Annotated in this window: 22 protein-coding genes; 13 read left to right on the forward strand and 9 right to left on the reverse strand. The window is 64.6% G+C overall.

All coding sequences use genetic code 11. The features are described from left to right. Positions 1–5: 5 nt before the first annotated feature. Together NF556_RS07900 and NF556_RS07905 are read left to right on the forward strand one after the other, a co-directional pair. Entirely contained in the window at positions 6–554 is a 549-nt protein-coding gene (locus tag NF556_RS07900) for a TetR/AcrR family transcriptional regulator (RefSeq protein ID WP_252595079.1), read from the forward strand. Positions 555–662: 108 nt separating this feature from the next. Beyond that, positions 663–1,427, forward strand: a complete 765-nt coding sequence (locus NF556_RS07905; protein WP_252595081.1) for a lipoate--protein ligase family protein — start codon at positions 663–665, stop codon at positions 1,425–1,427. On the opposite strand, the gene NF556_RS07910 is transcribed toward NF556_RS07905, so the two are convergent. After that, a complete protein-coding gene (locus NF556_RS07910; protein ID WP_252595083.1) occupies positions 1,424–2,878 on the reverse strand; it encodes a P1 family peptidase in 1,455 nt (484 codons plus the stop codon). The genes NF556_RS07905 and NF556_RS07910 overlap by 4 nt on opposite strands. Positions 2,879–3,249: 371 nt before the next feature. Between NF556_RS07910 and NF556_RS07915 the strand changes: the two genes are divergently transcribed. The 4 genes from NF556_RS07915 (at position 3,250) to NF556_RS07930 (ending at position 5,953) form a co-directional block, all read left to right on the forward strand. Continuing rightward, entirely contained in the window at positions 3,250–3,501 is a 252-nt protein-coding gene (locus NF556_RS07915) for a type II toxin-antitoxin system Phd/YefM family antitoxin (protein ID WP_252595085.1), read from the forward strand. Beyond that, entirely contained in the window at positions 3,498–4,013 is a 516-nt protein-coding gene (locus tag NF556_RS07920; protein ID WP_252595087.1) for a type II toxin-antitoxin system VapC family toxin, read from the forward strand. Before NF556_RS07915 ends, NF556_RS07920 begins: the two co-directional genes overlap by 4 nt. Positions 4,014–4,186: 173 nt before the next feature. Then, complete coding sequence (locus NF556_RS07925; RefSeq protein ID WP_252595089.1) at positions 4,187–5,137, forward strand: class II glutamine amidotransferase; 951 nt, start codon at positions 4,187–4,189, stop codon at positions 5,135–5,137. Positions 5,138–5,194: 57 nt separating this feature from the next. After that, positions 5,195–5,953 carry a DUF429 domain-containing protein gene (locus NF556_RS07930; protein WP_252595091.1) on the forward strand — a complete coding sequence of 253 codons (759 nt, stop codon included), beginning with the start codon at positions 5,195–5,197 and terminating at the stop codon, positions 5,951–5,953. Here NF556_RS07930 and NF556_RS07935 read toward each other — a convergent pair. Together NF556_RS07935 and NF556_RS07940 are read right to left on the reverse strand one after the other, a co-directional pair. After that, a complete protein-coding gene (locus tag NF556_RS07935) occupies positions 5,922–7,130 on the reverse strand; it encodes a PD-(D/E)XK nuclease family protein (protein ID WP_252595093.1) in 1,209 nt (402 codons plus the stop codon). The genes NF556_RS07930 and NF556_RS07935 overlap by 32 nt on opposite strands. Before the next feature lie 175 nt (positions 7,131–7,305). After that, positions 7,306–8,121 carry a restriction system modified-DNA reader domain-containing protein gene (locus NF556_RS07940; RefSeq protein ID WP_252595095.1) on the reverse strand — a complete coding sequence of 272 codons (816 nt, stop codon included), beginning with the start codon at positions 8,119–8,121 and terminating at the stop codon, positions 7,306–7,308. A gap of 245 nt (positions 8,122–8,366) precedes the next feature. On the opposite strand from NF556_RS07940, the gene NF556_RS07945 reads away from it, so the two are divergent. From NF556_RS07945 to NF556_RS07955, 3 genes are all read left to right on the forward strand, one after another. Continuing rightward, positions 8,367–8,981 carry an HIRAN domain-containing protein gene (locus NF556_RS07945; protein ID WP_252595097.1) on the forward strand — a complete coding sequence of 205 codons (615 nt, stop codon included), beginning with the start codon at positions 8,367–8,369 and terminating at the stop codon, positions 8,979–8,981. A gap of 198 nt (positions 8,982–9,179) precedes the next feature. Then, positions 9,180–9,962 (forward strand): DUF7662 domain-containing protein, encoded by a 783-nt coding sequence (locus tag NF556_RS07950; protein WP_252595099.1) that lies wholly within the window; start codon positions 9,180–9,182, stop codon positions 9,960–9,962. A gap of 2,452 nt (positions 9,963–12,414) precedes the next feature. Continuing rightward, positions 12,415–12,831, forward strand: coding sequence for a hypothetical protein (locus tag NF556_RS07955; protein WP_252595101.1), 417 nt, complete (start codon positions 12,415–12,417; stop codon positions 12,829–12,831). A gap of 132 nt (positions 12,832–12,963) precedes the next feature. Here NF556_RS07955 and NF556_RS07960 read toward each other — a convergent pair whose 3' ends face one another. Further along, positions 12,964–13,377 (reverse strand): hypothetical protein, encoded by a 414-nt coding sequence (locus NF556_RS07960; RefSeq protein WP_252595102.1) that lies wholly within the window; start codon positions 13,375–13,377, stop codon positions 12,964–12,966. Positions 13,378–14,067: 690 nt separating this feature from the next. Here NF556_RS07960 and NF556_RS07965 point away from each other — a divergent pair. Then, positions 14,068–14,934, forward strand: coding sequence for a hypothetical protein (locus tag NF556_RS07965; protein ID WP_252595104.1), 867 nt, complete (start codon positions 14,068–14,070; stop codon positions 14,932–14,934). 126 nt (positions 14,935–15,060) lie between these two features. On the opposite strand, the gene NF556_RS07970 is transcribed toward NF556_RS07965, so the two are convergent. Further along, on the reverse strand, positions 15,061–15,648 hold the full coding sequence (locus NF556_RS07970) for a hypothetical protein (RefSeq protein ID WP_252595106.1): 588 nt from the start codon (positions 15,646–15,648) through the stop codon (positions 15,061–15,063). Between the two features lie 253 nt (positions 15,649–15,901). Between NF556_RS07970 and NF556_RS07975 the strand changes: the two genes are divergently transcribed. Next, on the forward strand, positions 15,902–16,906 hold the full coding sequence (locus tag NF556_RS07975) for a DUF3644 domain-containing protein (RefSeq protein WP_252595108.1): 1,005 nt from the start codon (positions 15,902–15,904) through the stop codon (positions 16,904–16,906). Between the two features lie 228 nt (positions 16,907–17,134). Here NF556_RS07975 and NF556_RS07980 read toward each other — a convergent pair whose 3' ends face one another. Continuing rightward, entirely contained in the window at positions 17,135–18,433 is a 1,299-nt protein-coding gene (locus tag NF556_RS07980; RefSeq protein ID WP_252595109.1) for an ApeA N-terminal domain 1-containing protein, read from the reverse strand. A gap of 151 nt (positions 18,434–18,584) precedes the next feature. Next, positions 18,585–19,508, reverse strand: coding sequence for a tyrosine-type recombinase/integrase (locus tag NF556_RS07985; RefSeq protein WP_252595110.1), 924 nt, complete (start codon positions 19,506–19,508; stop codon positions 18,585–18,587). Positions 19,509–20,164: 656 nt separating this feature from the next. Here NF556_RS07985 and NF556_RS07990 point away from each other — a divergent pair. Next, positions 20,165–20,971, forward strand: coding sequence for a hypothetical protein (locus tag NF556_RS07990; protein WP_252595111.1), 807 nt, complete (start codon positions 20,165–20,167; stop codon positions 20,969–20,971). A gap of 670 nt (positions 20,972–21,641) precedes the next feature. On the opposite strand, the gene NF556_RS07995 is transcribed toward NF556_RS07990, so the two are convergent. After that, positions 21,642–22,376: a GNAT family N-acetyltransferase gene (locus NF556_RS07995; protein WP_252595112.1), complete on the reverse strand. Its 735-nt coding sequence runs from the start codon at positions 22,374–22,376 to the stop codon at positions 21,642–21,644. A gap of 38 nt (positions 22,377–22,414) precedes the next feature. On the opposite strand from NF556_RS07995, the gene NF556_RS08000 reads away from it, so the two are divergent. Beyond that, complete coding sequence (locus NF556_RS08000) at positions 22,415–22,939, forward strand: YbhB/YbcL family Raf kinase inhibitor-like protein (RefSeq protein WP_252595113.1); 525 nt, start codon at positions 22,415–22,417, stop codon at positions 22,937–22,939. A 1-nt stretch (position 22,940) separates the two neighbouring features. Here the strand turns inward: NF556_RS08000 and NF556_RS08005 are convergent, their stop codons facing one another. Next, positions 22,941–24,401 carry a DUF1731 domain-containing protein gene (locus NF556_RS08005; protein WP_252595114.1) on the reverse strand — a complete coding sequence of 487 codons (1,461 nt, stop codon included), beginning with the start codon at positions 24,399–24,401 and terminating at the stop codon, positions 22,941–22,943. Between the last annotated feature and the right edge of the window lie 25 nt (positions 24,402–24,426).

Raw genomic sequence — 24,426 nt, forward strand, 5'->3', positions numbered from 1 at the left:
GTGACATGACCAACGAGGCTCCCGCACCAGACCGTCGGACTGTGCTGGCCGACGCCAGCATCGACATCGTCGCCGAGCACGGGCTGCGCGGGCTCACGCACCGAGCCGTGGACGGCGCCGCCGGAGTGCCGGTGGGCTCGGCCTCGAACCTCTTCAGGTCCCGAGCCGCCCTCATCGAGGCGCTCGCCGAGCGGATCGAGGCACGCGAGCTGACCGTGGCCGCGAGTGCCCTCACTCCGACCGAGGACCTGGGGGAGCTGTTGGCGAGGGTGGCTCGTTTCGCGGTCGACCTCGTCGTCCACCACGAGGATCTGGTCCGGGTGCGGTTCACCCTGTTCGTCGCCTGGCCGGAGCGCTTCGTCCCCGGGCACCGCCGGTTCCGAGCTGCTGCCCAGCAGGGCCTCGCGGCAGCCGGAGTGGTCGACAGCGAGCGGGCGGCGGAGCGGGTCGTCGACCACCTTGACGGCGTCATGCTGCATGCCGTCACGGTGCGCGGCGGCCAGGCCCCGGGGGTCGATGAACTCACCGACGCCCTGCGACGACTGGTCGGCTAGCAGCAGTCCCCCAGGTCGACGTCGCCGCGGACACGCTGACCGGGTCAGGCCTGGCGCGCTCGCTGCGGCCGAGGCAGGGTGCAGACGGAGGGCGGGTATCTTGCTCGGGTGGAGCTGATCCGGGGACGAGTGGCCGAGGCCGATCCGGCCCTGGAGATGTCGACCTCGCATGCGCTGCTCCGACGCACCAGCCGTGGCGGTCCTCAACACGACGCGCTGCGGATCTTCCGCCCCACACCGATGGTCGCCTTCGGGCGCAGCGATGCCAACCGCCCAGGGTTTCCCTCGGCGGCCGCTGCCTGCCATGACGCGGGATTCACCCCCGTGATCCGCTCAGCGGGCGGTCGTGCCGTGGCGTGCAGTTCGGCCACGCTCATCCTGGACCACGTGCAGCACGACCCCGGAGCCCAGGCCGGCATGACAGCGCGCTTCGAGGACTTCGGCGCCCTGCTCGCGGGCGTGCTGCGCGACCTCGGCATCGAGTCCCAGGTGGGCGAGGTGCCGGGGGAGTTCTGTCCCGGTGCACACTCGGTCAGCGCCCGTGGCGAGGTGAAACTGGTCGGCACCGCCCAGCGCATCGTGCGCGATGCGTGGCTGTTCAGCTCGGTGGTGATCTTTGACGACGCACTCCTGCTCGCACCGCTGCTGACCACCGTCTATGACGCGCTCGGCATCAGGTTCGACCCAGCATCGGTCGGCTCGGTGGCCAGCGAGGCGCCGAGCGTCTCGATCGACCTACTGGAAGCGGCACTGACCGCCGCCTATGACGAGCGGTTCGGCCTCGTCGAGGCAGACTGGGAGTCTGCGGTCCTGGACGAGGCCAAGGCCACCGTCGCCGACCACCTTGCAGAGCCGCAGGCCACTGAGCGTTAGGACACCGCCAACGCCTCGGGGCGCCGCCGCCGGAGGGCGACGAAGCCAGCCAGCACCAGGAAGGCGCCGGCCGCGGTGGCAGAGCCGATCGCCAGCGTCGTCGGTGTCGGGGAGCCAGCAGAGTTGCCACCATCACCACCGGTGAACGGCGCTGCAGCAGCACCGTCGACCTGGTCCTCAACAGCACTGTCTGCAGCATGTGGCTTGGAGCCGGGGCCTGGCACCGGCGTCTGCTTGAGCGCGCGGTTGGCTCGTTGGAACTCCGGGCGGGTCACATCGGGTGCTTCACCGGCGGTGCGCCATTCCTCCAGTTGGGGCATGTCCGCACATGCCGACGGATAGATGTCGCAATAGCTGAGGCGGCCGTCGTGGCTCTCCGCAGAGAGGGTTGCCTTGGCGATGGCCCGGGACAGGGTGGTCGAGCCGGCGTTGAAGATGCCGTTCAACTGGCCGGAGTCGGCCGGGTCGTTGATCTGCAGGGCCTCACCGTCGCCGGTGGACACAGCGAACACGGTGTCGCCGTCAGACAGGGTGTGGATCGGGGAGATGGCCCGAGCCATGCCGTCGTGGGCGTTGCCGGACATCCGTTGAGCAGCCGCCTTCTCCAACGGGGCGTTGGTCGCGACAACAGCGATCGTGGTGTTGAGCGATTCCTCGGTCGTGCTCTGCGCGGCGTCGGATTCCTCGCTGGCGCACTCCTGCGCCGAAGGCACCTGATAGCCATCGAACTCGCCGCCGATGCCGAAGTGCACACCGTAAAGCGAGCAGTCAAGCGGGTCCACGGGCGAGCCCGCTGGGTTGACGATGACCATGGCTCCCACCCAGATCCCGTCTCCCAGATAGGTGCTCGCAGTGCCGACGCCGCTGCGCAGGCCACCGCCACGGGCACCGGTGCCGCCACCGACGCTGCCCTGCCGCACCGGCCCGTCTGCTGTGGCCTCGGCGGCCAGATAGCCCCATTCCGCGGAAGTCCGCGCCTTCGGGTCGCCACCACGGTTGAGGTCATAGATGTCGGCCGCAGGGACGATCGGTGCGACGCCGGCCGGGCCCAGCGGCACGCCCTCGCCCCTGTCCTCGAGCCAGCGGATGATGCCGTTGGTCGCAGACAGCCCATACATGCTTGAGCCGCCCAGTTGGATCGCGTTCACCCCGGGGTTGGAGTTGAGCGGGCTCAGCAGGTCCGTCTCCTTGGTGGCCGGGGCGCCGCCGCGCTGGTCGACGCTGGCGACGGACATCTCCGGTGTGTAGATCACGGAGGTGCCGGTCAGGAAGGGGGCCGTGTCCGACTGGACCTGACCGACCTGGATGCCCGGCACGTCGGTGATCGCGTTGTGCTCACCGGGCTGGCCGACGCCCTCCTCGGCAGAGGCGGCGGGAGCCAGCGCCACAACGCACAGGGACGAGGCGAGCGCTGCGGTCAGCAGCGCAGGCAGAATGGGTTTCATGGTCATTCTCCGATCCATAGGGCCGCCGCGGATCGGGGGAGCCGCGTGCCGGCCAGACTGAGAGAAGCCGGAGGCACCGGCCCCGTATGCCGTGAACCTACTGCTCAGCGGTGGGGGCGGGATAGGAGTTTGACAGAGTCCATAGCCAGTCTTGGGCCGCTGCATGGCCACAGCCACAGGAGCGGTCTCGACAGACGCAAGCGTCCACCGCGTTGATCAACCTCTCGACGTCGGCAAGGCCGAGAGGAACCTTAACGGCCGTGATGTGGGCACTCACTTTGCCGCCGGCAAGACCGGCTCCGGGTTGGCGCCAGGAGATGAATCTGGCAGAATGGCGATATTCAAAGCGAGCAAAAGCGCCACAAATAGGAGTCGAGATGGACATTGGGGTTCGTGAGTTGCGCGATGGGCTGAGCAGGCATCTGGCCAGGGTTGGCGAGGGCCACACCATCACGGTCACTGACCATGGCAAGCCCGTGGCCCGGATCGTGCCGATTGGGGAGCTAACGTCACTGGAGCGTCTCATCGCCGAAGGTCGCATCACGCCTGGTCAACGCCGCAAGTCGAGGCCGAAACCAGTCAAGACGTCTGGGGCGGTGAGCGATCTGGTGAGAGAGCAGCGGCGATGATCCTCTATCTCGACACCTCAGCCTTCGTGCCGTTGCTCATTGACGAGCAGACGTCCCAGACGTGCGGTGCCCTGTGGGATGCCGCGGACCGGCTGGTCACCACACGGCTCACAAATGTCGAGGCAGCAGCTGCACTGGCCATGGCTGAGCGTCTTGGCCGGATCAGTAGCGAGGAGCACGACGCTGCACGGAAGCAGATGGCCTCGCTATGGTCAGAGCTTGACATCATGGAACTCGACGAGCAGCTCATGGCCGATGCCGCCCGGGCTGCGAGGACCCACGGTTTGCGGGGCTACGACTCGGTTCACTTCGCGGCCGCGGGCGCCGTCGATGACGAGTCCCTGGTCGCAGCAGCCGGCGATCAACGCCTCCTTGAGGCTTGGCGCACCGACGGCATCGCTGTGGTGGACACGAGCACTCCCTCACCTGCGGATACTTCGCAAGAGGTCCCGACTGACTCGGTTCAAGTCCGGGCTGCAGGACAACAACGTCCGGACCCTTCGAGCGGCTGAGGTGTATGGCCAGGACTGGCGGCAAGGCGCGAGCCGACCTCTGCAGTGCCGACTCGCGGTGGAATGACGCAGGTGCGCGGTGATTTGCCAGGGGCGCCCGGGCCCAGAACGATGCCCGGCCCGTAGTGTGTCGGCAGTCATCAACAAGCGACCGACAGTGGAGGAACAACCCTATGTGCCGAGTCCTCGCCTTTATCGGGCCAGAGACCCCGCTGGAGAACCTGCTCCTCAAGCCCACGAACAGCCTGGTCAACCAAGCCCTCGACCCGGAACTTCACCCCGAGCTCCAGCTGGCCGGGTGGGGGTTCGGCGCCTGGAGCGAGCACCTCCTGCACCCGGAGGGCCCCTTCATCTACCGCCGGCCCACCGCTGCCTTCTATGACGACAACCTCACACGCACCGTCCCGAGCCTGCGTGCCAGCACGATGCTCGCCCACGTGCGGGCCGCTGCCTATGACTCGAAGGTCGTGATGACCGATGAGAACTGCCACCCCTTCTCGTTCACCGAGACCCCGTGGATCGTCGCCCAGAACGGCTACCTCCCGAACTGGCAGCTGCTGCAGCGGGAACTCCTGCAGCACTGCAAGGACGTCTACCTGAAGCAGATGAAGGGCTCGACGGACACGGAGTTCCTCTACGTGCTGCTGCTCTCGCTGCTCGAGGGCGACAGCGACGAGGACGTGCAGCGCGCGGTCGAGAAGATGGTCGGGCTGGTCGCCGGAGCCATGGACAAACTCGACCTCCCAGGGCTGTCCAAGATGAAGATGGCTCTGGTGTCCAGGAACCGCATCATCGGGGTCAACACCGGTCTTGGCCACCACGGCGAGACGAATCCGAGCGGTGACTGGAAGGAGCTGCGCGAGTCCGGCCCGGGCACAGACGACTTCTCACTCTCGATGCTCCTGGAGCCGATGCACCTGCTGATGGGGCGCAACTTCGACAAGGACGAGACGACCTACGCCTTCGAGTCGTGCGATGAGAGTGAAGCAACGGGCGCGATCTTCGCCTCGGAGGCCCTGACCGACGACACCGACGGCTGGTCGCAGATCGAGTTCGGCGAGATCGTCTTCCTCACCAACGAGGACGGCAAGGTGTCCAAGACCGTCAAGACGCTGTCGGTCTAGGCGCCAGAATTCCTCGATGATCTCGGGCCTACGACGTCCGCGCACTAGCCTGGCTGGATGCAGACGCTCGGAATCGACCTTGCTGCTAGCCCGAAGAAGACTGGCGTGGCGTGGTTGGAGTGGTCTGGAGGGAAGGCGCGCGTTTCAAAGCTCGTAGTCGGAGCCGCCGATGACGAGTTGGTCGAAGCAATGGCTACCGCTCACAAGACGGGAATCGACTGCCCGCTTGGTTGGCCCCGCGAGTTTGTTGATTTCATCGTGGAGCACCAGGACGACCACGTGGATGTCGACCCGGGGCTTGCCGCCGACTGGCGGAGGAGGCTGTCTTACCGCACGACTGACCTGTATGTGAAGAGAGCGGTGCCAGGTATTCAGGGGCTCAGTGTCTCTGCAGACCGCATAGGCGTGACCACCATGCGCTGTGCAGCCCTGCTCTCGCAATTGGCGGCGAGGGGCCTCGCCGTGGAACGAACAGGTAGTGGACCCATCACGGAGGTGTACCCAGCGGCGTCGCTGGTCCGGTGGGGGTTTGACCACAAGCGCTACAAGGGCACGAAGGCCCAGCCTCGTCGCAACCAGCTCGTGGATGAATTGCAGTCTGCGGCTTCATGGCTCGAACTCGGTGAATACGAGGAGGACTGCCGTGCATCGGACGATGCCCTGGATGCAGTCCTTGCCTCCATGACTGCACGGGCGGCGGCACTTGGGCTCGTGGAACCTGTCCCGGCCGGGAGCCAGGTGGCCGCCGCAACGGAGGGGTGGATCGCGCTTCCGCGGTCAGGTGTCAAGATCTCCGAACTCGCGGCGTCTGGCTGAAGTCCGGTTTGCTGATCGCGAGCAGGGCATCGTGCAGACGGACGTCACCATCGCTCAGGCCGTTCAGGACTTCATCGAGACCGATATCCGACTGCAGGATGCGGTCGATGCCGTCGCCGCTGGCTGCTTTACGTGTCACGAAAATTTTCGTGTAGTCGGGATCAACTACCGGTTCAGCCACGAGTCCATTCTCCACGACGGCTGTCGGACCGAATTCCAAGTGCAGATTTCGGTGAGGGTCAGGACATATGAGCGCCACGCACCACTGCCACTGGCCAGAGAACGGTGTCTTGACCACCGTCTCTTGCCCAGTCGGCCGAGAGATGTCGAGCTGAGAAGTGAGCGTGTGCTCGGCATAGTGCCTCAGCGCCCGTTTCACCTCGCCCAGTGTTTTGTGTCCTTCGTCGAACTGCTGCTTGGCGTGGAGCGCCACCAGGTCGGCGAACCCCTGCGCCGCTGCTTCGAGTGGCCGGTGGCCGTACCGCGCGCTCTCACCGGTGTCACACATGGCCTTGATGAACTGGATCTGATCCTCGCCGCTCACAACCCCTGGTCCCTCCGTATAGTGCTGGACAAGTTCGCTGATGAAGAAGCCCTGACGTGTGTGTGCACGCTGCCACGCCCTGTCGTGAGCAATGTGCGTCTGCAGGCTCTCAAGCAACTCGGCATACGTCACGACTACGGACTTCTCCCAACCGTCTGTCAGGAGATGGCTGACGTGCCGAACGCAGAGCAACACCACAACACTCTGCCGACCACCGGCAGCACCGTGGGCGAGATAGCGGTCATATCCGTGGCCATGACCGTCGGACCACTCGTAGTTCTCCACCACAACGCTCGCGCGTTCGTTCGTGAGCACGATGTCGGCAATGTCGCCGCTGACGTCCTCGTGGCTGGAGGTGTCGACTTCCTGGGTGATGCGATATCCGCCGACTGGGAGCTGGTTCGCGTCGGCGAGGTGACGATTCACGCGTTCAACGAAGAGCCGTTGGAACGCATCGCCGAGTTCGTGTGTCCCGTCGGCGTCTAGCAACCACGCGAACACATTTGACAATTGCTTCTCGTGCGTGCCGTGGTGCATCACATGGAAGACGTTGAACTGCTCGGCCAGGCTCCTGGACAAGGAGGGCACCAGCGCGGTGACCATCTGGTTGAGCGCAGATACATCTTCGAGCATGCGCCGAGGCTACCTTTGAACGCTCTACTGTGGGCTCGCCAGGCGGCGCATCCGACGATCGAGCCGGGTTCCTGGCATACGCTGAATGGGGTTGCCAGGCTCGTTCACGTCGGGCGCTCATGAGCCAATTCGGCCACTGCATTCGCGGCGCTAGGACGCACCAAGATGAGTCGTTCTAGCTCTTGGGAAGTTGAGCGCGCAGGTCGGCCAACTTTGGGCCGGTGGGAGAGCCAACACGCCAGATCTCCCACCCTCCGTACCCTGCCGAACTTGTAGCACCAAGCGAGATTCCGGCAGCCAGCGACGGAGCGGTATATCCGACGTCATTCACGAGGATTTGTCCATCCGGGGCGACAGTGCCAACGCCGTGCTTGCCCGCACGAGTGCAGTGCAGTTGTGCGCCTGCATGTAGCAGCCCGTAGGCGAGGAGGTCCGCAACTGTTCCAGGAATCTGTGTTCGGGTGACCGGAGAGGGGTGCTGCTCATCTACGTCCTGCCTGTGCGTGTCGACTCCCGCGAGTCGAACGGCTGCCAGAATCGAGGAAAGCAAGGAGTCCAGCGACATCTGCATGTGAGGAGGCAGGGTCGCATCGCCGTCGGTCTTTCCTTTGACTACAGCGATTCCTGAGATCGCGTCGAGTTCGGCGGAGAGTCTCCCCTCAAGGTAGCCCACGTCCGCAGAGGTGAATCCATTGCTGGTGTCGCGTTTAACGAGCACCGCGCGCGACCATCCCGGCACGTGTGAATTGGCTTGCTTGTGCTGCATGACACGAGAGCGGAGGTCAGTCGATTTGCCGACGTAGACGCTGCGGGAACCGTCGTCCGCGATCAAAACGTAGATTCCTGGAACGCGCCACTCTGCCTCGGGCAGCCGACCTACGTCCCGCCGAGCGATGTAGGCAACTCGGATGGCGTGTTCGGCGAAATCGGCAATGATCGCTGCAGCTGCGGACGCCGGCACTTGAACGTTGACGGCGATGATCGCGTTCATGTCCGCCATCTTGCCGTATGGGACAGACCGCTGTGACGCCACAGGTGCCGATGCTCGCGCAAGACGCAGCCCTGCGGCAGGAGGCAACTAGCCAGTGTGTCCGATAGACGGCGGAATGACGCGCACTCGTTGTTCTGCGGTTGAACGCCGACCAGCCAGCTCACGTCTGGGGCGGGACTGGATCGGTGCGCTCTTCGTGGACTCGCCCTTGTCCGTCCGCCTGTTCACAGGCATCCTTGGTGAGCATGGGACTACTTGACGGGTTGCGCCGACTGGTCGGGCTAGCCGACCCATCACCTGCCGAGCGGCCAACACCCAAAGTCGTGATCACGGTGGAGCGTTCGGCTGGGCCGAATCGCCGCCCGACCCCGCCTGAGGAGAGGCACTATCTCAGCGCGGAAGAGGCTGTCGAGTTGCTGGTACCGGGCGGTGACGGGCATTTGCCGGTGCGAATTCGTGACGGATTCTTTGAGCACGCCCCAACCGGTAGGCGGGTCACAGCGGCCAACCGGACATTGAACGCTCACGGGCTGCTCAGTTTCAAGGTGCGCGGTAACGCGTACTACGAGAGCAAGGCAGCGGACACTCGCCCGGGCAAACCTGCATTCCTCGTGCGTGATCCTGACAACAAGCACGACCCCCACGCCGTTGCCGTCTACGCGGAGGGCCGACCGGGCGAGAGGTTGCAGGTGGGGCACGTGAATAAGGGCCTGGCCCGCCGGCTGGCAAAACGCCTGGACTCGGGCGAAACGATTTCTGCCTGGTTCATGCGCGGCGATCCACCAGGCAAAGAAGGCGAGGGCGTCCCCTGCGTGGTGCTCACCGACGAGGAAGGCATCGCCAGACTGCTCGGAACTTGACGAGGGCGGTCTGGTGAACACCGGGCACCGCCAAAAGCACGAAGTGGCGCTGAACCCTACGACGCTGCGCCGACCAGTTGCCCGCCCCATCACGGTGGAAAGGCGCTGCCCGTCCGCCGCCGCCAGATCACCTGCTGGGCCAACATAGGGCAGGAGGCGGAGGCGCTATGTGTGGGCGGTGAGGGCCATACTCACGAGATGGTGACTGAGCAGCAGGGTGCAAGTGACTTGAACCGTGAACTCACCCGACTCCTCTCGTCTGTCGGTGAGAGCTTCGGGTTTGCCGTAGTGCCGGAGTATCCAGTCAGGGGCGGCAGGCTGGACGTCGTGTGGACCTGGGCCCCACCCAGCGAGGTGCCGGGCCTCGATACTGCGATTCCCGTGGTGGGCTTCGAAATCGAGTCAAGCTGGCGAACGCGCAAGCATGTGAAGGGTGACCTGCTCAATCTGCAGGACGCCGGAGTCGGACTGGGTGTCATCGTCTTGGCGGGAGACAGCGACAAGGACGAATCCCTGCGAAGGTTCGCTGTCCAACTCGTGGACCGGCCAGGTACAAACGTGCTCGTTTGGACAGCGGAAGACGTGCGAGTCCTTGCCCAGGGCGCTGCAGGCGTAGAAGGGATCCTCGGCTCGCGTCCTGCCGCACTCCGGGTTGTACTAGCGGCGAAGGATGGGAGGACGACATCGCCTCTCGTTGGCACCTCGTCGACTGGTTCTGCTCTCGCAAAGGCCTCATACGCCGGCAAGTACGCCGCTCTCCACCGGTGGCTACGCACGCGAACCTCCCCTTCTGTCTCAGTGACGTTTGCTGAAGTGGAGGAAGTCCTGGGCTTCCCTCTTCCAAGCTCTTGCCGCAACCACGTGGCGCATTGGCACAGTTACGAAGGTAGCGCCGTCACTCGAGCCATCCTCGACGCGGGATGGAAGGCCGACAAGGTAGACTTGGACGCACAGACCGTCAGGTTCGTCCGGGATGACTGACCTGGCGAACCAAGCGAACACTCAGCCTATGACTGCGGATCCGCGTCGATCAGCCAGACGTCGATGCGTGCTCCAGGTTCCTCACGGGGCTTCGGCTGCCGTTTCATGGCCCGTCTGTCATCGACCTGGTCGTCGGCCGGTCGCCGCGTGCCCTGCCACGGGCGCAGGCCGGAAATGCCCTCCATGGCATCGAGAGTGGGTTTGATGCGGTTGTCCAGATCCCAAACCTCACTTACTCGGCGTGCCTCTCCCAGTCGGAATTACAGGTTCACAGCGAAGCGTCTGGGCCTGGACGATACGGGCCAGGATCGATTCCGGGTAGCGTCGCGGTATGAGGGGCGAAGAGCGTCATGGGCACAACCCGCCGCGGACTGTCGAGGAACATGAGTTTGTTGGTGCAGCGAGCGGTCTAACGTGTCAAGCGTGGCCTTCTGAACCTGGAGTGCGGCACGCTCAGGTTGTAGCAGCGGCCTGGGTCCCAGATCGCGTGGTGCTTGTGGCCGCGAGCAGGGCAGCTGCATATGCGTTCATGTGTCGTGGCTTGGCTGAGGAGTTGGACAAGCATGATCTGGCTCTTGTTGCCTATGCGCGGCGTGTTGCCAGCCAGGGCACCGCCGACGTCAGCTGCGTCTGGGTGAGCTTCCCGAGAGTGGGTGAGGCCAGAGTTGGCGAACCTGTTGATGACCGCCCCGCGGAGATAGCCGAAGAGGTGTGGCGCGGAGTGCGCAGGCAGCTCCTGGAGGCGGATGCCGAGGTGCAAGCGCGATTCGTTGCTGCCCGCAGACGGGCCCAGGAAGAGTTGAAGGACCGGGCTGCACCACTATTTGAAGCTATGCATGCTTACATGAAGGTGGCACCGCCGCCAGAAGGTGCGGGCGAAAATGCATTCACTCACCGCATCAGCAGGTCGCACACTACAGGTGACCGATGGGCGCTAGTGAGTCGGAGAGAGGATCGGGTCGCCTGTCTCGATATAGATTCCGGGGTCCTGATGGTTACGCATGGGACCGACCGACGTAGTGTGACCGAGTACCTTGAGACGAACGGCTACGCCCCACGTCGTCCGCTCAACGGGTGGGCCTCTCCCCGAATGATCGGCGCACTGACGCAGGTGACTCAAGACCGTGTGTCCGTGGTGGTCTGTGTCGGTGCTTCCCTGGCCAGATTCCGGACAAACCTTGACTGGCAGCAAGGGCTCTGGGACAGCGGGAAGCGTGGCCTGCCGCAAAAGGTTGCCGTCTACTACCCAGACACCCAAGAGGTGACTTGCCTGTCGCCCGCGTGGGAGTCGCCGGTCAGAGAACTCCTCGCTACTCACGGCTTGACCGTGTCTGGCTTTCTGGACTGCATTCCCTCCAAGGGATACTCCCAGCGATCCGTCGACCGCTTGTCCTGGCGTGCGCGAGTAGATGGAACGATCCAAGCCCTCGAACGTGCAACAGCCCTCCTTGCGGCCGGCGATAATGTACCCACAGCCAAGCCTTCATCTACAGCCGAGCCTTCGCGCCGGCGGAAGGCGAACCCAGCGCCGCGAAATGGTTCCGGAGCACGGCGACGACTCTTGGTGAGTACTCGGGTAGCCATTCCGCCCAGTGTGGCTGAGGCGCTAGAGGGCCTCTTTGCCAGGGAAGAGCCATGGCATAGGTACTGGCTCATGCCGCACGCAGGTCAGCCTGAGCGTCGCGACTGGGCCTTGAGTAGTGAGCAGTTGGATCAGTTGGCCGCCGCCGTGGATTATATCCCCGTCCCGCCCACGGCACCCGCCGCAGTTAGGCAAGCGCGAGAACTATCCGCTATCCATACCCCTGCTCTCGCAGCGCTTAACCTCCGCGATACCGAGCCGGACTGGTGGGACTCTCTCCCATGGCGCGAGATCACCACAACCCCGGTAAATCACAAGGGCGAACCGCTTCGTGGCCATCTAAGCCTGGGAGGATTGTCGGCACGCAGCAGAAGGTCCGCGACTCAACCCGGTCTCGTCGCCCTCTTTCAGGACGGAGAAGAGAGCCGCCGCCGCGAGTGGCAATATAAGTTCTTCCACGACCCGGTACTCGAGTTGGGCGTCAACGGGCAAGCGCAGATTTTGCTCGCTATCGCAGCGCTCAGACAGAACGGACTCCTCGACGCGCCGGTCGATCTCGGCCTGCTCACCAGATGCCTGTTGTGCCGCCTGAAGTTCCCAGTTGCGATACTCCCGGTCGGAGCGGTGACATTCACCGGATCGAATCAAGTGTGCCCTCGCTGTGCAGGTGACGCCTACCACGGGTGGGTGGAACCAGGAACGCGCCCAGGGACCACGGCGACCATATACCCGGCGAAAGCATGTCGGGACGCACTGGTCGAACTATCGCGCGCGACGGGCGGTCTCCCATCCCGAGAGATTCTTCGTGTGCCGCTCACCGCCATGCGGACCCTAGACACGAGAGAACGCGTGAGGCAACTATGTCTACGGATGGTGGTCCCCGCTGTCGGTTCATGGTCGGCGGTGCTCGCCGCAACTGGCATGCTTGACGGCTGGCGCCCTTCACGCGGCATCTACAGCACTGCCACTGACGGGCACCCTTGCAGGTCTCTCTTCGAGAGGTATGTCGACGACTTCCTGACGCGGCAGGGGATCGCGCACTCCGTCGAACCCTCGTACCCCCACGACGCGGAGCTCAACCCGAATGGGCTACGAGCGGACTGGAAACTCGCCGACGGCACATTCGTGGAAGCTGCCGGACTCTCCTCAAACGAATACTTGCACAAACTTGACCGCAAGCGTCTCCTTGCTGACACCGCCGGCATCAACCTCATCATCCTTCAGCCAAGCGACCTTTCTCACCTTCATCAAGTCTTTGCGAATCAGCAGGGGTCAGTAGACAACTGATCCGCACATCCGCCCAGCCAAAGCCAGCACGCCAGGACCTTAAGACGGACTCGTGTGTCCATCCGCACTCCTTGCGGTGCTAAGACGCGCCTTTGAGCTCTGTGTGCAGTGGGAACAGGGAAGCCGCGAACGCTAACGAGCTCGGGGGCGGGCGCCTTCGTTAATCCGGGTCGCGAAGTTCGCGAGGCGCTTAGGGCTCTCGCTCGTCCAACCGTGAGCGGCAGCCCACTCCTTCATTTCCTGTGCCGGTAGGCGCAATCCCGCGTCGTGGAGCTTCAGCAGTTCACGGACGACGACACGCTTCTCATAACCCGCGCTGATGGTGTTACTGTGGTTGATCAACCGAGTCATAGACTCAAGGGCCGAAATCACTTCAGGCTGTAGTTCCTCCACCTCCACGATCCCCCAGAGCACCCGATCCTCCTCGTCCAACTCGATTTCATGCAGCACTGTCGCGCCGACCTCCTTGGCCCAAGTGCTCAGATGATCGGCCCATTGAACGACACAAAGTGCGGTGATCCCAGTGGCACGGATGATTTTGCCCAAGTCGTCTGCGTCAGCGTAAAGGGCCAGCACCGGGCCGTTTGCTCTGTAGAACCCACCCCCTCGTCCGACTGCGACCTCCACCCGTCGCGATGAAGTGAGACCGCGCACAAAGTCGTTGGCGCCTAGGACGCTCTTCTGGGACACCCAGACCGTCAGGTGCTGGCCGTCCTGAAGATGCGAGCCAACCCATCGGAGCGCGGCCTCATGCCCATCGTCGGATTGATCGGAGATGGCACAGGGATAATCGCTCGGCTTTGCAAACAAAGTTGAACTCCGGTTCGAAGTGTAGGCGGGCACTGAGATCCTGGCAGACGGGGCTGACAGCCGGCCGACGTCGGTCCGCAGTGTTCGGGATCTGGCGCGGCACCCAGTCCGCACCGACCCTGCCTTCACCAAGTCAACAGGCGGACGTGGCGGTCAGCGCCCGCGACGCTGCGCCGCTCCGGGAACGTCAGGTCGGACGTTTCCAGCGTCAAGGCACCTAACGCGGCAGAAGGACGCAGGCGTCGCGGCCCGTCAGGACGTCCTACGCGTGGCCCGGCACGGGTAAGTTGCCCCGGATTCTAAGCCGTATCTCTCGGCGAGGGCGCGCAGCCTGTTAGGCGTGCTGGTGTAACTGCGGGCGGCGGTTTCCACGGAGACCCTCACGTAGCACTCCACGAAAGTGCGATCGTCTGCCACCCTGACCACATGAGCGCGATGGCCGGGCGATCCGAGTGCGATGGCTACGTCGAGGACCTCCAGGGTCGGCTCGTGCTATTCACAGGCAAGACTCGCATTGAGGGTAAGCACGTGAAGCGCGACGAGCTGTTCCAGACAGTGCGGAAGCGGGGCGGTCTGCCCTTGGCCGGTACGCGGAACCGAAACGTCACCCTCCTCGTCCTGGGCGAGCTCTCCGAGGACGTCGTCACCGACCCAGTAAACCTGCGGAGCCAGAACGTCGTGTTCGTCGACGCGGAGCGGCGACGAGGCAACCACATCTGCATCGTCAACGACCGTGGGATCGCCGCCCTGCTGAGCGGCGAGAGTGCACCGTGCTTGCGCTCGCGGATGATTCACGCGGATACCGTCGAACTGAGTCTTCCGACCCCCATGCGTCCGACCAGTCCTCGCCTTACCCCCCTGACCGTCGGCGCGACACCGGAGCATAAACCGACTGGGCTGGACCTCGATCTCTCCGGGCTCGACCGAGGTACGTCGGCCCACCAGGCGACTCTCGCGCTCCTCGTCGCACACTTGGCTCCAGTCCCCGCGATGGGGCTCACCTCGCCTCGGGTCGACGCTGCGTGGCGATCCCCCGACGAACCGACAGTTCTGTTCGTCGCCGAGGTGAAGAGCCTGACGGGTGCCCGCCAAGACCAGCAGGTCCGTCTCGGCATCGGTCAGGTCCTGGACTACGTTCATGCGCTTCGCGAGCGTCCACCTGCACATGTATCCGTGATCAGCCCCGTTCTGGTGTTGGAGCGAGAACCAGAAGACAGACGTTGGCTTAACCTGGCAGATTCGCTTGGACTCCTGCTGACGTGGGCGCCGAGGTTTCCGGGCCTGCGCGGATAGCCGCGCACGCGCCGCCTGAGGGCCACTCGGTTGGTCAAACGTGCCCTTGCACCGTAGGCGGCGATATGACGCAGGCGAGTCACGCCGAGCACGTTTGACCCATGTGGTCGGGTTCCTCGGGGTGGCTCAGCGCAACTCGCGGCGTGCCGCGATGATGTCGTCGACATAGGAGTCAATGGCGGCCTCGATCTCGGCCTCCTCACGCTCGAATGCTTCATCCTCCATGCGCTCGAACTGTTCGCGAGCGAGCACCTCGAGCTCTTGAAGGTCGAACGTGCCGAAAACCCTCCCGCTGGTCGCAATGGTGATACTCGCTCCGGGCAGCCGGCGCAATGAGCGATTCTTCTGGGGGTCTTCACCGGCTTCTGCGAGGTGGCCATTCTCGAGCACCGCCTCATCGAGGTGCTCTAGCGCGTTTCTGAGGTCGCGAAGTTTAGCATTAGCCTCCGGTAGCTCTATCCCACGCTCGCGCGCCAGCCGGCTTGTCCAACGCTCCAACTGATGGAGTGCCCAGATCAGGCTGTGCTCCTCCGTCCAGTTCTGGCGCCAGAGCGGTTCAAGCTCTGTCGCCAGGTCTCGATCCCACTCTCGGTCGAGCTGACGGTTTAACCTGGCGGCTTGTTGTTTAATCTCGCGTACACGCTGTACTTGCCTAATCGTTGATTCCGCCCACGCGCGAACGAATGTGACACACATTTCCTCAGCCTCACTCATGCATATATCCTCGCAGTCGGCATATTAGGGGCTCCTCATCGGCGGAGGGCTAAACCTATCACCCCACCCTCAAAGACGAAGAGCCACTTTGGACCCATGGCTGACCTCTTACGTCGTCGCGGAGTGTACTGAGGGGCGAGGCTGTAGCTTCCACTACGGGTAACGCTTGCGTCGACCCTCCACCTGTCGGTGGCGTTGTGCTACTGAGAGGGATGTGCATACTGCGAGGACCTATCAATAGGGAGGCCACACCGTGGGCGCACCGTACGTCTCGATCAAGCGTCTGGCCGACAACTCGCTCTCAGCGATGCTGTCGGCTGTGGAGGTCTACAACAAGCCGCAGATGACCTACCGCGACGAAGTCGCCGTCATGCTAGTCGTTAACGCGTGGGAGTTGGCGCTTAAGGCGACGCTGCGCCAGAAGAACCGTTCGATTTTCTATCCGAAACAGCGAGGTGAGCGTTACAGGTCAATAGGCATCGACGACGCGCTCGGAAGGGTCAGCGCCAGAAATCTCTGGCCGGCTGACATCGACGGTCCGGCAGCCACCGCGAACATCAAGGCGCTCACCGAGTACCGCGACCGTGCGATCCACCTTTACAACGCCCAAGGGCTTGGGGCAGTCCTCTATCCGTACTTGCAGCAGAACGTCTTGAATTACCGCGACTTCATGTTGGCCAAGTTCAAGAAGGACCTGGCGGACTCCATGACATGGCAGTTGCTCCCACTTGGAGCGGCGGCACCGGCCGACGCGGTGCAGTTCATGAAGGTCGACCGCAACTCGACGATGGTCGTTGAGGTTGAGGAGTTCATTAAGGAACTGCGCCACCTTATGGACGAGGCGCAGGATTCCGGTGGCGATATGGCGCGAGTCGCCACGATGTACGACATCAACATGCAGTCGGTGAAGAAGATGTCGAGCGCGGACCTGGTGGTGGCGGTCTCCCCGACGGCCGATGGGCAGATCGCCGTCCGCAAGACCGATCCGAACCAGACCCACCCGTACAGCGCCACGGAGCTGCTCAAGAAGGTCAACACGAGGCGGAAGGGCCGAAAGCTGACCAGCTACGACGTCCAGGTAATCTGCTGGAAGGAGTCGCTGCGAGACAACACCAAGTACGCCTGGAAGCACAGCAACGGCGCATCGCACGTCTGGTCTGGCGACGCGCTCTCGTACTTGGCGTCGCTCTCAGATGAGCGCTACAACGCTCTTCGGTCCGAGTTTGTTGCCCACCGTCGAGCGATGGCGAATGGGTAGGGGAGTGCGCGCCTCAGCACGACCTTCTCGGCAGAGTAGTGTTGTCACTATCCTCCTGGGCGGCCTCGCGCCGGCGCGCAAAACTACCCGACTCGCCTGTAGTCTATTCTGGGCGAAACGCGGCGTTGTGGGTCAAGTTCATTCGGCTGCGACCAACCACCGTCGAGTTGGTGAGGTCACGGCAGGTCTGAGTGGCGCCGAGGTTAGTCTCTGAGACTATGAGCACGTTCACCAGCGATCTCTGAGGACCGCCTTCTTGAGTCCGAGTCGCAAAGCGATCCAGGCGCGGAGCAACTGCACCCCCTGTTGGTAGTGCTCAGCCTTCGTCGCGGGAGCGACGGGTGCGCGGTTCGCATGCTTCACCGAGTTGTACGAGTCCGCGAAGTCCTGAGCGAAGTTGGTCGTTCCGAACGTGACGGCATTGCCGGTCTCCACCAAGAGGAACTCGACTCGACTCTTGACGCTTGTTGAGTTCGCTGAGGCAGGTGGACGCCCAGAATCGATCAGTGCTTGGTAGCCGACCGCCTCCATTGCGATGCCCAATTGCATCATGTGGGCATCGACAGTCGCTCCCGCAAGGTCGAGTAGGCGGACCAAGGGGTCGAGGCCACGCGCATACTGATTTGTGAGCTTGAGCCAACGCCCAACCCCCGCTCGGCCGATGTCAGCGTAGTTGAATAGGAACCGGTCGCTGACCGTCCATGTCGCCTCGGACATAGAGGTGACGGCCGTCCGAACCGCGTACCAAGGTTGCCGCTCCACCCCACTCAGAGTGAAGGTCTCCTTCGTGCTCGCGGCCTCGTGGGACTGGAAGTCCAGGGGCTTCCAGGCGGCGATCCGCAAGAGGTCCCGTACTCCAAAATGCAGAGTGAGGTGATCGCTCCATTCGCGTGGGGCCTTTGCGAAGGTCTGGAGAAACACCTGACTTCGATAGGTCACCTCCGGGGTCTGCTGTCCGGAGCTGGTAGCCCGGGCCATGGCGCGTAGGTTCAGCGCGCGACCTAGCTCCATGTCGTCGACAGGAGTGGCGCTGGTAGTCATCGCACGGCCCGAGCCGTCCTTCTTGAAACTGACGGTGGACCTGAGAGCTGAGTACCCCAGCCAGTAGGCCAGACCGTCGATCTCCGAGCGGAGGCCGTTAGGCTTGACATAGTGCTTCGCCAAGCCGGCGCCCTCAATGGCAAAGGACGCTCGGATCATTCCGACTCCTGCGTCGGGACATTGGCCGCCGAACCTCTGCGTTGATGGCCCGCTTCGGCAACCGATGAGTCCGACCGTCCCCTTATTGTCGTAGTAGTCGAGTTCGCTCGGCGGGCTGTAACTGTGCTTGGTGCGGTCGGGGTCGTCTGCGAACATCGTGCCCTGACTCCACCAGCGGCCTCTCAGATCAGCGCTCCACACGTGATAAGGAACCCTGACGCGGACACCGAGGCTGTCATGCTCGTAGAGCGCGGTCATGAGTTCGGTGTCGGGGTCACCGTCGACCAGAAACCCGATCCGGGGCTGTACTGTCTGCGGGTCAGGCATCTGCGTTCAAAGCCTCCCTCGCCACCCCGGCGTCGCACAGACCGGTGGGCACAAAAATCAACAAGACGGGCATCCAACGATGCAAGCGTGTCGTTGGGTCTAGGCATTGTGCCTCAAACTGGGCGGAATGCCCGTGGGCCGGGGTGCCGAGCTAGACGCCGGCGACATATGCGGTGAGGAAGTGGACTCCGTGGCGGTCGAGGTTGCCGCGGGCTCGGTCGTAGTGCTCGGTGGTTCTGGGGTCGGCATGTCTGGCGAGGATCTGGGCGTCGCGCAGGGGCACTCCGGGGTCCAGGGCGTTGGTGATGGCAGCGTGCCGTAGCGAGTGAGGACTGATGTGGCGCGGGATCTGCGCCGTCTTTGCGATCCGTGCGACCATCCGGTAGACATCGCGCCGGTCGAGGGGGTGGCCAGAGATCGGGCGCAGCACCAGTGGGCCGGCGGTGCGCTCGACTCGCCAGGCTTCGAGGACGCGAAGCACTGGGACGGTGAGAGGCATGGTCGCTGGCTTGTTGCCCTTGCCGATGAGGCGCAGGACGCGGTGTCCGCGCAGGGTGTCGGCGTAGTCCTCGATCTGCCCTGCTGCGGCCTCGGACGCGCGCAGGGCGTTGATCCCCAGTAGGTAGGCCAGCGCGACGTGATGGACGGTGATCATCTGGGCTACTTGGAGGAAGCGGATCAGCTCCAGCCGGTCCAAGCCCTGGGTGCGCGACTCATCTCGGTGGACCTTCGGGAGCTGGGCGTACACGGCAGGGTCGGCCGGGATGGTGCCATCGATGTGCGCGAACCGGAAGTATCCCCGAACAGCGTGCATCATCGTGTTCACCGCGGAGTCCATCAGGCCTGCTTCTCCGAGCTGGCGGATATAGAGCTCAACGTGCGCTCGTTGTATCCCGACGAGCGGGTCCACTCCGTTGGTCTCGCACCAGGCGAACCAGCGAGCCAGTTGCGTCGTATACAGGCCGTGGGTAGCTCCGGAGTAACGAGCCAGGAACGACACTGCCGCAAGTTGCGCGGTGCTCATCGTGGACGGCTGGAACGGCAGCACCGTCTTCGAACTCGTTGTGGTGGTCATGGTCGCCTTCTGCGGCGACCTGGCTCGAGGCCTCGGCCGATACCCGCCGCTGGCGCGACGAGGCGCTGAACCCTTTGAGACTACGCCGAACGGACACGCGTCCCCTCGCGGTGGAATGGGCACCTAGTTGCTGACGCCCCATTGCGAGGGGTCAGGGGGCTGCCACAAAGTCGAACTTGATCGTCATCGGAGACCGCCCACACGTAGACCCTGAGACGGTTCCTCATCCACTCTGGGACACGGAGCGCCACGGCGACTGCCTGTTCAGGAATCACGACATCAAGGACTGCGTCCGCCCCTTCCTCAGGAACGCGTCGCAGGACCTGACCGTAAAGGGTGTCGACGTCGCTGACCATCGTTTCGGTTCTGCCCTTTGCCTCTGCGTAGAGCGTTCCCGAGCCCTTCGTCGCCTTGACGTCGGCGAAGTCGACCTACCGCTAGACAACCCAACCGTCGCGCTCGAGGAATGTGCAGAAGGCCCCACCACCCGGGCCTCGTCCCCTCTCATGACCGGCCTCCCTTGTATTGCGACGCGACCAGCATGGCTCAGTGTGGCGTGGGGCGGCACAGCCGAGCCGTTGCGCGGCGATGCGACGCGGTGTCGATTGGGACCTACGCGTCGAACGCCAGGGCGAATGAGCCGCCATTATGGATCCGTGACCGACGACATCAACAACGATCGTGAAGACCTTCTTGCTCTGGGCGCTGAGATCTCGGGCGCTACCGCGGGTACCGCAGCGGGCCTCTTCATCGGTGGTCCCGCTGGCGCCTTGGCAGGCGCGGCCATTGGCCCCGCTGCGGCTGAAGGGCTTCGATGGGCCATCGCAGAAGTGGGTGATCGCGTTCTGGGCCGCAGAGGTCGGCAACGGGCAATGAGTGCAGCGATCTATGCTGGTCAGCACTTAGAGGAACTGCGGAGCCAGGGCGCCGAGCTCCGGAGCGACGGCTTCTTCGAGAGACAGGACGAGGGCCTAAGTTCTTCGGAGGAGATGGCCGAGGGCGTTCTACTCGCGGCCCAAGGCAGCTTCGAGGAGCACAAGATTCGACATATCGGCTACCTGTACGCGAACACGGCAGTCGATGACGGGATCGACCGCTACCTGGCGGGGATGGCGCTTAAGAGGGCCGGAGAGATGACCTGGCGTCAGTACGTTCTTCTCGCAATGGTTGGATCCCGGAACGAAATTGATTTACCTCAAGGTGAGCTCTCTGACGACCCGGGTGCGTGGTCCGCCTGGGGAGCGCTAAGCGAGTTGCGCGATCTCTTTAATGCGCGTTATATCCATGCTGGTCAGGAGCGGACAGACCGGTTTGGCCTCCCCTTTCCAGGTCAACAGCTGACTGAACTTCGCCTGACCACTCAGGGGCAGTTGCTCCATCACCTGCTGTCGTTGAAGTTGATTCCACCTTCAGAGGTGCTGCAAGTCCGGGATCTACTAGGGACTCGAACCAATCGGGAGTGAAGCAAGATGGATCCGACTGCCCTGCACTACGTCGGATCGCGGTGGTGTGACGCCCTTCCACGCGCCTCCAGCCCAGTTGAGTCAGTCGACGCCGAACCACGCGTCGGCTGCGGCTTGAAGACCATCGTCCGGCGGTTCCGGCTCCACACCGTAGAACTTCCACGCGTATCCGTACGGATCCTCGACCTCCACGTAAACGCTCGCCCCACGGGGCAGACTCCGGGCCTTCAGCAATGATGAATCCTGCGGCCACGGCGAGTCGGGTGGCCTCGTCTACATCCGCCAGTTCGATGCCGATGTTCACGCCGAGTCCACGTGGGCCGGACCTGGTCAGCTGCTCGCGCGCACTGTCGGGGAACGGCATCCCCTCCAACGCGTCAACGAGCAACTGCAAGAGTCCTCTTCTCAGGGTCGCCATCAGCACGAGTCCGTTCGGATCCGGGACCATCCCAATCTGCACGAAGCCGAGTTGCCCGTACAACGCCGCGGCGGCGGCAACGTCGTCGACCCGTAGTGCCACGCGCACTGGGGGGTTCGTCGCTCATTCAGCGACCGTAGCGTGCTCGGCCGCGGCACCGAGCAGGTCATCACGGATCGCCTGGTCGCGGGGCGGCCCGTTCTGGGCGGAATGACTCGCGGGCCCTCTTGTGCCTGCACGCCCAGTGGAGGCTCAGACCTCAGGGTTGATGAATACCGTCGTCTGGCTGCCGACGAGCTCATAGCCCAACACCTGCGCCATGCGCTTGGACGCCTCGTTGTCCCACCGGGCACGCCACTGAGGGATCAGCCCGGCGTCGAGGGCGGCGTTGGTGCCGACGGCTGCGGCGAGGACGCCGTAGCCACGGCCGCGGGCGGCCGGGCTGGTCAGCACGCCCATGTGGGCCAGCCGGTCGGCCCAGACCACATAGCCCGAGCCGGCCAAGGGCGCCGCCGCCTCGGCCTCAGGCCCCTGATCGTCGCCTACTTCGGCCACAGCACTGTCAGGATGATCCAGGAGGACCCAGCGGTGCGGCATACTGCCGAGACCGACCTCATCGACGTCGGCGGGGGAGCAGGCGTCCTCGAGGGCCACGACCGCGGCCTCGTCCTGTGTAGCGGGCAGGTCGGCGTGCTCGACGCGGGCTTCGGTGTAGGACAACTCAGCGGCGCCGAGCGGGCGGGCGCCGTGGTCGGAGGCGAGCCGCATGAGCACCGGCAACAGGCTCAACTCGTCATCGCTCAGGTTGGTCGCACGTTGCAGGGCCCACGCCGGGCCGCTGAAGACACCCTGCCCGAGGACCCGCACAAACGAGACCGTCTCGGCGTCGGGGGTGAGCCGCAGGATGCGGTCCCCGCCGTCCAGCGCCTCGACGTCGAGCAGTTCAGCCCACGCTTGGCGGATGGCTTGCTCGGTGTCTGGCCCCACGACGAGCAGCCTATCGAGCCGGTCGATAGCCTCGACACATGACCCTTGATCGACCTGTCACTCCCAATCCCTACGACCTGCTGCCGGCCGTGCCGTCGTTCACGGTCACCAGCACCGACGTCCCCGACGGCCAGCCGCTGGGCGAGGCCCAGGTGGGCGCCCTCGGCAACAACGTCTCGCCGCAGCTGAGCTGGTCCGACGCCCCGGAGGGCACCAAGTCCTTCGTCGTGACCTGCTTCGACCCGGACGCGCCGACACCGTCCGGCTATTGGCACTGGGTGCTGGTGGACCTGCCCGCAGACGTCACCTCGCTGGACACCGACGCGGCTGCGAACGCGCTGCCGGGCAAGGCGTTCCACGTCCGCAACGATGGTGGTGAGCCTGGCTTCCAAGGTGCCGCGCCGCCCGAGGGCGACCAGGTGCACCGTTATTTCTTCGTGGTGCACGCCGTCGGCGAGGAGTCCCTCGGCGTGACCGACGACGTGAGCCCCGCGGTCGTCTCCTTCAACCTGGCGTTCAAGACGCTCGGCCGCGCGATCCTCACCGGCACCTACCAGCACTGAGTCAGCTGGTCAGGTCGCGCAGCGCACCGTCCAGGGTCGGATAGACGAACTCGAACCCGGCCTCCGTCGTCACCTCCGAGGTCGCGTGCCGCCCGGTCAGACCGAGGGCGGGGTCGGTGCGCAGCGCGATGCTGCCCACCCGCACCAGCGGCGACGGGGTCGGGGGAGCGGCGGGGCGCCGGAACCGCTCGCGCAGCGTGGCCATCAGCTCGTGGTTGCGCACGGGGTTGGGTGCAGCCGCCACGAGTATGCCGTCAGGCAGGTCCACCTCCTCCTCCAGTCCGAGGGTGGCCCGGACGAGCGAGAGCCAGTCCTCGACGTGGATCCAGCTGAACCACTGCCGGCCCGACCCGACGCGTCCGCCGAGGCCCGCGCGGGTCAACTGAGTCAGCCGGTCCAGGGCTGGCGACCCGTTCTGCAACACGATGGACGTCCGCAGGATGGTCACGTGCTCGGCGTTCGCGCCCTCGACCGCGTCCTCCCACGGCGCGGCGACCCCGGTCATCTGGGGGAGCGCGTTGGGCCCAGCGGGCAGGGGGCTCGACTCGGTGAGGTGCAGGTCGCCGGCGTCGGACCAGATGGCCGTCGTGGAGCCCTGGATCCAGCGAGCCAGGGGCGCGTCCAACTGCTGGCTCGCCGCCACGAGAGCCTGGGTCGGGCGGACCCGTGAGTCGCGCAGGTCGCTGACGTTGGCCCGCGTCGGGCGTGCGTCGACCAGGCGCCCGGCGAGGTTGATGAGGGCGGTGTTGGCCGGGTCCTGGGCGAGCTCCTCGACCCACGGGCCGGTGCTCGCGCCGTCCCAGAGCACCTGTCGGTGCGGCAGGGCCAGATTGACCTGGCGGGTGAGCAGCACGACCTCGTGCCCGCGGGTGGTCAGGTCCGCCGCGATGGAGCGGCCGAGCGTGCCGGAGCCTCCCGCGATGACGACCTTGAGCAGGTTGGCGTCCGGCTGAGGCCGCAGCACCCGGTGCAGGCGCACCACGGCGAGCGGCCAGTCGGTGATCAGGTCGTTGCCGATGCTGGCGACGATCGCCGAGGCCATCGGGCCATTGACAGTGACCTGCTGCTCCAGGGTGGTGCCGCCCCCGGGGTGCTCCAGCAGGGACCACCGCACGCGGGTCCCGCCGATCGGTGCCGGCTGCTCGAAGCCGAGGGAGCGCCCAGGCTCCACCTCCGTGATGCGCAGTGGACCGGCCGTGCGGCCGTGCAGCGCCGCCGCCCAGCCGCGCGCGGGCAGATAGTGGCCGCGCTGACCGACCGCCACCTGCACGACCTGGGCCTCTGCCACGGCGGCGGTGTGGGAGACCGGCGCCTCGGCATACTCGTGCGGTTGAGGTGCTTCAAGGGTGAAGGAGCGGATCGCGCCGCTCCAGGCCGGCCACCGGGTCGGGTCGCCGACGACCTCCCAGAGCTCGTCGGCGGGGAGGGCGAAGAAGTGGCGGAGCGTCCGCTGCCAGGTCATGGGGTCAGCCAACCACGATGGCTCA

Origin of the sequence: Ornithinimicrobium faecis (assembly GCF_023923225.1) — a bacterium.
In the GTDB taxonomy this organism is placed as follows: Bacteria; Actinomycetota; Actinomycetes; order Actinomycetales; family Dermatophilaceae; genus Ornithinicoccus; species Ornithinicoccus faecis.